General features: G+C 35.1%; 9 protein-coding genes. 3 read left to right on the forward strand and 6 right to left on the reverse strand.

Annotated features, from left to right (window positions below; translation table 11 throughout):
* The 3 genes from fabD to HRT72_12840 form a co-directional block, all read right to left on the reverse strand.
* Window positions 1–777 (reverse strand): ACP S-malonyltransferase (gene fabD / locus HRT72_12830; protein ID NQY68590.1); only part of this gene is annotated, 777 nt, incomplete at its 3' end.
* A gap of 1 nt (window position 778) precedes the next feature.
* On the reverse strand, window positions 779–1,384 hold the full coding sequence (folE, locus tag HRT72_12835; GenBank protein NQY68591.1) for a GTP cyclohydrolase I FolE: 606 nt from the start codon (window positions 1,382–1,384) through the stop codon (window positions 779–781).
* A gap of 18 nt (window positions 1,385–1,402) precedes the next feature.
* The gene (locus HRT72_12840; GenBank protein ID NQY68592.1) at window positions 1,403–1,816 is read right to left on the reverse strand and encodes a 6-carboxytetrahydropterin synthase; all 414 of its coding nucleotides are present in this window, start codon (window positions 1,814–1,816) and stop codon (window positions 1,403–1,405) included.
* Between the two features lie 118 nt (window positions 1,817–1,934).
* Here HRT72_12840 and mqnB point away from each other — a divergent pair, with 118 nt between their 5' ends.
* A complete protein-coding gene (gene mqnB, locus HRT72_12845; protein ID NQY68593.1) occupies window positions 1,935–2,609 on the forward strand; it encodes a futalosine hydrolase in 675 nt (224 codons plus the stop codon).
* A gap of 1 nt (window position 2,610) precedes the next feature.
* On the forward strand, window positions 2,611–3,456 hold the full coding sequence (locus HRT72_12850; protein ID NQY68594.1) for a 1,4-dihydroxy-6-naphthoate synthase: 846 nt from the start codon (window positions 2,611–2,613) through the stop codon (window positions 3,454–3,456).
* Here the strand turns inward: HRT72_12850 and HRT72_12855 are convergent.
* Together HRT72_12855 and HRT72_12860 are read right to left on the reverse strand one after the other, a co-directional pair.
* A complete protein-coding gene (locus HRT72_12855) occupies window positions 3,453–3,788 on the reverse strand; it encodes a MerR family transcriptional regulator (GenBank protein NQY68595.1) in 336 nt (111 codons plus the stop codon). The two genes, HRT72_12850 and HRT72_12855, sit on opposite strands and share 4 nt — an antisense overlap.
* A 47-nt stretch (window positions 3,789–3,835) precedes the next feature.
* Window positions 3,836–4,807: a M23 family metallopeptidase gene (locus HRT72_12860; protein ID NQY68596.1), complete on the reverse strand. Its 972-nt coding sequence runs from the start codon at window positions 4,805–4,807 to the stop codon at window positions 3,836–3,838.
* 126 nt (window positions 4,808–4,933) lie between these two features.
* On the opposite strand from HRT72_12860, the gene alaS reads away from it, so the two are divergent.
* The gene (alaS, locus tag HRT72_12865) at window positions 4,934–7,666 is read left to right on the forward strand and encodes an alanine--tRNA ligase (protein NQY68597.1); all 2,733 of its coding nucleotides are present in this window, start codon (window positions 4,934–4,936) and stop codon (window positions 7,664–7,666) included.
* Here alaS and HRT72_12870 read toward each other — a convergent pair.
* On the reverse strand, window positions 7,663–8,360 hold a 698-nt coding region (locus tag HRT72_12870), incomplete at its 5' end, for a sigma-54-dependent Fis family transcriptional regulator (protein NQY68598.1). The two genes, alaS and HRT72_12870, sit on opposite strands and share 4 nt — an antisense overlap.

The following is an 8,360-nucleotide window of genomic DNA, read 5'->3' on the forward strand; positions in this document are numbered from 1 at the left end:
TAACATAGTATTAACTGTTTGGGTCCATTTTACCGGAGCGGTTAACTGAGCTATTAAGTTGTTTCTTATAACAGTCGAATCTGTTATCGCACTTGCCGTTACATTTTGATATATAGGACAACTAGGTTCATTAAACGTAGTAGATTCGATTGCTTCCTGAAGTTCAACTTTAGCAGGATTCATCATTGGTGAATGAAAGCCTCCACTTACAGAAAGAATGATAGCTCTTCTTGCTCCCGCTGCAGTCATTTTCTCACAGGCTAATTCAACTGCCTTTGTTGCACCAGAAATTACCAATTGGCCTGGGCAATTATAATTAGCGGTTACAACTATGCCTTCAATCTCCTTACAGATACTTTCAACTACTTCATCATCGAGCATTAATATAGCTGCCATGGTAGAAGGTTCTAGCTTGCACGCCTTTTGCATTGCATTTGCTCTCTTGGAAACAAGTTTAAGTCCGTCTTCGAATGACAATACATTATTCGCAACTAGGGCGGAAAACTCTCCCAATGAATGTCCTGCAACGAGGTCTGGAATGAATTTATCCCCTAAACATTTTGCTTGAGCAACTGAATTAATAAAGATTGCCGGCTGAGTAACTTTGGTTTCTTTTAACTCTTCATCCAAACCATTAAACATGATGTTAGTTATATCAAATTCTAATATATCATTTGCTTTATTAAATATTTCTTTGGCAAGGTCATATTGGTCAAAAAGTTCTTTTCCCATTCCTGTATGTTGTGAACCTTGTCCCGGAAAAATAAATGCTTTCATACTAACTTAGTTTTTTACCTATTAGATTAATGAATTCTGATCTCGTACTATCTTTTAGAAATTCGCCTGTGAATGCTGATGTTGTGGTTACCGAGTTTTGCTTTTCGACACCTCTCATTAGCATACATAAATGTTTTGCTTCAATAACGATAGCCACACCTAAGGGGTTAAGGGTATCTTGAATACAATCTTTGATCTGGTCCGTAAGCCTTTCTTGTACTTGTAATCTTCTAGCAAAAGCATCAACAATTCTCGGTATTTTGCTTAATCCTACTATGTGACCATTGGGAATGTAGGCAATGTGAACTTTTCCGAAGAATGGTAAGATATGATGCTCGCACATAGAGTACATTTCAATATCTTTTATTATTACCATATGCTTGTGATCTTGTTTGAAAAGCGCACTTTTTAAAATTGCGGCTGGGTCAATGTTTTTTCCTCTAGTTAAATATTGAAGCGATTTAGCAACACGCATTGGCGTTTTCTCCAATCCTTCTCGTTCTGTATCCTCGCCAAGTGATTTAAGAATATTGTGATAGTTTTCAGCAATAACATTATTTACTTCATCATTAGCAAAATCTTCTTCTTCGTTTCTATTCTCGTTCATTTTTTTTAGATGAATTAATTACTCTCCAAAATATTCAACATAATGTTTCTCTGTTTCAATCAATTTGATTGAATGAAGGGTTACGCCCTCTTTAGCAATAGGTTCAAGTAACTGATCCCATATTTTCTTCGCAAAATTTTCCGTAGATGGAATTATACCTTTCATAAAAGGAACATCCAAATTTAGATTTCGATGGTCAACAATATCGATAACATTATCGGTCATTATTATCCCCAGTGTTTTTAAATTTATTACAAAACCTGTTTCCTTGGATGGTATGCCCTTCACCGTACATAATAACTTGAAGTTATGTCCGTGCCAATTTGGGTTTGAACATCTGCCGAAAATTTGCTCGTTTTTTTCATCAGACCATTCGGGATTATAAACCCGATGTGCTGAATTAAACGATTCTTTTCTTGTTATGTAAATCATAATTAATATTTACCAATTATATTGGGAAGGCAAATATACTAAGGAATTTGGGAATGGATTAGTCATATACTTATCTTTTAATTCATGATATTTGTTACTACACTTCAGTTAAAAAAAGATGAATCTATTATTAGTCTATGCCACTCATTTAGAAGCGGCAAGTTTGAGAAGTAAATTTGGGGATTCCAATGTTGAATCTTCTAGCTTTTGGAATTTTACTCATAAGAAAGTCAATGTAGATGTACTCGTATCTGGAGTGGGATTGGTTAATACAGCATTCCAATTAGGTAAAACATTATCCAGCAGTAAATATGATTTTGCAATTAATGTCGGAGTAGCTGGCAGTTTCGACAGATCATTAAAACTGGGGACTGTTGTAAATGTAATGTCAGAATGCCTGTCTGAATTGGGTACTGAGGATGGAGATGAATTTCTTCCAATAGATCAAATGAACATTGAAATCGAAGAGATAAGATCACTTTATAAGATTAACAACGAATCTCAAATCCAAAATAGTGTAGTGAATAGCCTTATTAAGGTAAAAGGTATAAGTGTAAATACGGTGCATGGTAATGAGGCATCAATAAAAAAAGTTAAGTCAAGATTATCTCCAGATATTGAAAGCATGGAAGGAGCTGCTTTTTTTATCGCTTGCAAAGAATCAAATATTGATTTTGTAGAAATTAGGGTTATTTCCAATTTTGTAGAGAAAAGGGATAAAAGCAAATGGGGAATGAAGCTAGCTTTAGCAAACTTGGACAACACTATATTCGCAATTTTAGATCAGTACTAATATGAGTAGAGACTCTATATCAATTGGTTTTTCTCCGTGTCCGAATGATACTTTTATTTTTGATGCTTTAATTCATAATAAGATTGATACTGAAGGATTAATATTTGAGCCAGTAATTGCCGATGTTGAGGAGTTAAATAGAAAAGCTTCTGCACAGGAACTTGACGTGTCTAAATTAAGTTTTCATGCATTCCTTAATATCACAGATAAATATATCCTACTCAGATCAGGGAGTGCTTTAGGGAACAATTGTGGACCTATATTGATAAGCAAAGATGTTTATACGGTTAAAGATGTGTCAGCTTTAAAAATTGCTATTCCAGGTAAATTTACCACTGCGAATTATTTATTGCATCATGCATTTCCAAGTATAAAGGATGTTGAAGAAATGTTATTCTCAGATATAGAAGGAGCAATTCTAAAGGGAGAAGTCGATGCCGGATTAATTATACATGAAAACAGATTTACATATTTGGATAAAGGGTTTAATAAGATATTAGATCTTGGAGAATATTGGGAATCGATTACAAGTATGCCTATACCTTTGGGAGGGATTGCTGTATCAAGAGATATTGATATTAATGTGCAAAAAAAGATTAATAGAGTTTTAAATCGGAGTGTTCAGTTTGCAATGAAAAACCCAGAAGAGAGTAGGGCCTATATAAAATTGCATTCGCAAGAGTTAGGAGACAAAATTGTTGAACAACATATTGCCTTATATGTTAATCATTACACTTTGGATTTGGGCGAAATGGGCGAAAAGGCGATTAGTCTAATGCTTAGGGATGGACTAGAACAGAAGATACTGCCTAAGAGTAATATTGATGATATTATTTTGAGTCTCTAGAGGTTCTCTTTTAGCTCAACGAGAAACCTTCTTACCTTCTCTAAAGATTTAACCATCTCAATATTGTTAATGGTACTTTCTTTGTTGTCTCTAAGTTTTTTTTGAGCTCCTTCGAGGGTAAACCCTCTTTCTTTAACCAGGTGAAAAATGATATGAAAGTTGTCTACGTCGGATTTTGTGAACAGACGATTTCCTTTTTTATTCTTTTTGGGTTTAATTATATCAAACTGTTTCTCCCAAAATCGAATTAACGATGTGTTAACATTAAATATTCGTGCAACTTCGCCTATGCTGTAATATAATTTAGATACTTCCTTCTCTTTATATGGCATAGTATACCTCTTGTTTTTGATAAGAGAAAAGTAAAGATAATCTTAGACTAATCAAATGATTTTGTGTCTCTTGCCGAAACTTCCATCATTTGCTGATACTCTTCTTCATTTAAATCGTTGTGAAAGAAATATGATGGATTCACATGTCTTCCTCTTTTCTTTACTTCATAATGTAAATGAGGCCCTGTGGAGCGTCCTGTATTGCCCACATACCCAATTACGTCACCTCTCTTGATCTTTTGTCCTTTCTTTACATTGAATCGCACTAGGTGAGCATATATAGTCTGGTACCCATATCCGTGATCTATGATAATATGTTTGCCATAACCGCTTCTACTCGTTCTAACCAGTCTAATTTTCCCGTTACCTGTTGCATGAACTTCTGTTCCTATTGGCGCTGTGAAATCAACACCATAATGCATTCTTTTTATTTTCAGTATAGGATCTACTCTAGTTCCATAACCGCTGGCCATTCTAGTAAGATTCTTATTTCTTACTGGTTGTACCGCAGGTATACTAGCCATCATTTTACTTTTATTTTTGGCCAGTTTAAGAACTTCATCAAATGATTTGGATTGAACAATCAAGCTCTTTGATAATCCGTCAAGTTTTTTTACTGTAGATATTACCAATTCGGAGTTTTCATATCCTTCATATATGTCATATCTGTTTGCTCCTCCAATCCCAGATTCTCTTAGGTTTTCCGGAACTGCTTCAGCTCCATAAACTGTTCTATATATATTGTCATCTCTTTCTTGAATATCAATTTGAACTCTTAATGCCAAATTGAGACGTTGATTCATTACCTCATATTGATTTTTTAATTGAGTGTTTTCAATAATAAGGTGTCTTTCTTTTAATGAAGGGAAAAATAAGTAGGCTAGTAAATAAATTACTGCACCAAACAATACTCCGCTAAGAGAGAACATGGTTCCTCTTCTAACCCAATACTTTGAGTTTTTTCGGATTTTCTCGTATCGAAGAGACTTGGGATTGTATTTATATTCAATTCTTGCCATTCCTCGTGACTCAATTTCTATAAAGAAGAAATCGACTAGCTGGCAAAATTAGTGAAATATTCTATTTTTGCAATAAAATTCATAGAAAGGGGTATGCGGCTACCTCTGTAAATTGGTTATAGACGAATGGAATCGAATGAAATTAGAAAGGTATTTTTAGATTTTTTTAATGCTAAAAATCACAAAACGGTAAACTCTGCACCTCTTGTTGTTAAGGATGACCCTACCTTAATGTTCACAAATGCAGGTATGAATCAGTTTAAAGATATTTTTTTAGGAGATCTTAAACCTGATAGTAAGAGAGTGACAAATTCTCAGAAATGTTTACGGGTTTCTGGAAAACATAATGATCTTGAAGAAGTTGGCATAGATACTTATCATCATACAATGTTTGAAATGCTGGGCAATTGGTCGTTCGGCGACTATTTTAAGCAAGAAAGTATTGATTGGGCTTGGGAACTTCTTACTGAAGTTTATAAAATTGATAAGGATCGTCTATATGTTACCATATTCGGTGGTGACGAAGAAATGAAAGTTGGTCGAGACCAAGAAGCATTCGATATTTGGAAAAGCCATATTGATGAGAGTCGAATTATCGACTGCGATAAGAAGGATAATTTTTGGGAGATGGGTGATACTGGTCCCTGCGGACCATGTTCAGAAATTCATGTTGATATTAGGGATAAGGATGAACGAAATAAAGTAGACGGCAAGGATCTAGTGAATAAAGATCATCCACAAGTAGTTGAATTGTGGAACTTGGTTTTTATTACTTACGAAAAGAAGAAGAATGGATCTTTATTAAGTCTTCCCGACAAGCATATTGATACCGGTATGGGGCTTGAAAGGTTGGCAATGGTTCTTCAGAGTAAAAAATCTAATTATGATACAGACGTCTTTCAAAGCTACATTAGTAGAATTGAAGATGTTTCAGGGATAAAGTACGAATCTTCTGATTCGAAGTCAGATATAGCCATGAGGGTTATAAGCGATCATGTTCGTGCTGTTGCTTTCTCTATTTCAGATGGTCAATTACCTTCTAGTGTTGGTGCTGGTTATGTAATCAGAAGGATTTTGCGTAGAGCGGTGCGTTATGCATACAGTACGCTTGAAATGAAATCACCGGTTATGCATGATGTATTTAATTCTATGCTTGAAAAAATGGGTACACATTTTTCGGAATTAAAAAAACATCAAGAAATAATAAAGAATGTTCTGAGAGAGGAAGAGTCTAACTTCTTAAAAACAATAGATCAGGGGTTAAAACGATTTGATGCTGGTTTGTCAAAAATGGCGGCAGAAGGTCGCAATGAAGTCTCTGGTGAATTAGTCTTTGAATTGTCAGATACATTTGGCTTTCCTTCTGATTTAACGGAATTAATAGCTAGTGAGAAGGGGTTTGTTGTTGATGTTGAGGGGTTTAAAAAATGTTTAGGTGAGCAGAAAGAAAGAAGTAGGGCAGCAACTAAGATTGATGCTGACGATTGGACGGAACTATTGAAGGATGATGTAGAAGAATTTATTGGTTATGATTATAACGAGACGGAGATAAAAATAACCCGTTACAGAAAGATTTCTGAAAAAGGGAAAACGAGTTATCAGTTGGTATTTAATTTAACACCTTTTTATGCCGAAGGAGGTGGACAAGTTGGAGATACAGGAATGATTATTTCTGATCAAGAAGAAATAGCTATTCTGAATACCAAAAAAGAGAATAATGTGATTTTGCATTATTGTGAAAACCTTCCAGAGCATGTAAATTCGATATTTCAAGCAAAAGTTGATATAGATAAAAGACTGGATACTGCATCAAACCATACTGGAACACATTTACTACAACAAGCTCTTAGATCCGTTTTGGGAGACCATGTAGAGCAAAAGGGGTCTTTGGTTAATGCTCAACAATTAAGGTTCGATTTTTCTCATTTTGATAAACTAACTAAAGAGGAAATTGAAAAAATCGAAAACTTTGTAAAGGAGCGTATTAAGCATAATATAGTCTTGGATGAACAAAGAGCTATTCCAATTAGTGAAGCTAAAAAGATGGGGGCAATGGCTTTGTTTGGCGAAAAGTACGGAGATGTTGTAAGAGTAATAAAATTCGGTGACTCGGTAGAGCTTTGTGGCGGCATACATGTTGCCACTACTAGCGACATTATGGATTTTAAAATTTTATCTGAAAGTTCTGTTGCGGCTGGAATTAGAAGGATCGAGGCGGTTACCGGTAAAGTATCTGTAAAGTTATTGAATGACTTTTCTGAGTTGGTCTCAAATGTAGAAACTAAAATGGATGAAATTCAAATTTTAAAGCTGATGCTTGAAGGGTTTGATGAGAATGACAAAAAACAATTGGTGATAGACCAGATTAATTTATTGTTAAAACCATTGTTAGACTTAAGAAAGAAACTAAAGGATAACGAAGAGTTAATTAGTTCACTTGAATTAATTCAATCTTATGTAAATAAGGAACAAGAAAAAATCCAATCAGTTCTAATAGAAGATTTCGTTGTTCTACTTCAAGAGCAAGTGGAGGAGACGTCTGGGGTCAATTGTATACATAGTATTATAAATGTAAACTCGGCAAAACTATTAAAGGACATTGCATTTGGCCTCAAGAAAAACATTCCCAATCTATTTTTAGCACTAGGGGCTGAAGTAGGAGGAAAGGCGGCTTTGGCAGTTCTTATATCTGAAGATGTAATAGCTAATCGTGGGCTTAGCGCTTCAGATATTATTAAAGAGGTTTCTCCCGAAATTAAAGGTGGAGGTGGGGGGCAGCCTATGTTTGCTACCGCAGGAGGAGTAAATCCAGACGGTTTAGAATCAGCATTAAAAATAGCTGTATCGAAACTTAATTAGGCATTTGCATTTGAATATAGAGTAACATCTTTTCCTGATATTTCATTGTCACATAATATTATTAAGCGCTCAATTACGTTTGCAAATTCTCTTATGTTACCGGTCCAATTGGTTTTCTGTAATGCAGTTATCGCATCTTTAGTATAGGCTTTTGGAGCTATACCTTGGTTCTTGGATATCATCTCATTGAAGTGCTCGAGAAGAAGCGGAATGTCTTCAGAGCGGTCATTAAGAGAAGGGTTTTTAATTAGAATAACACTTAGTCTGTGAAATAAATCTTCCCTAAAGTTACCGTTAGCTATTTCTTTCTTTAAGTCTTTGTTCGTTGCAGCAATTACTCTAACATCTACTTTGATTTCCTTGTCTCCACCAACTCGAGTGATTTTATTTTCCTGTAGAGCTCTTAACACTTTAGCTTGTGCAGAAAGACTCATGTCTCCAATCTCATCCAAGAATAATGTTCCTTTATTGGCTTGTTCAAATTTTCCCTGTCTTTGTTTAATTGCAGATGTGAAGGCCCCTTTTTCATGCCCAAATAGTTCGCTCTCAATAAGTTCGGAAGGAATAGCTGCGCAGTTAACTTCAATAAATGCCTCCTTCGATCGTCCACTTTGCTTGAATAATTGACGAGCTACCAATTCCTTTCCAGTTCCGTTTTCACCTGTAATCAAAACACGAGCATCGGTAGGGGCCA

This window comes from Flavobacteriales bacterium (assembly GCA_013214975.1).
GTDB lineage: Bacteria > Bacteroidota > Bacteroidia > DT-38 > DT-38 > DT-38.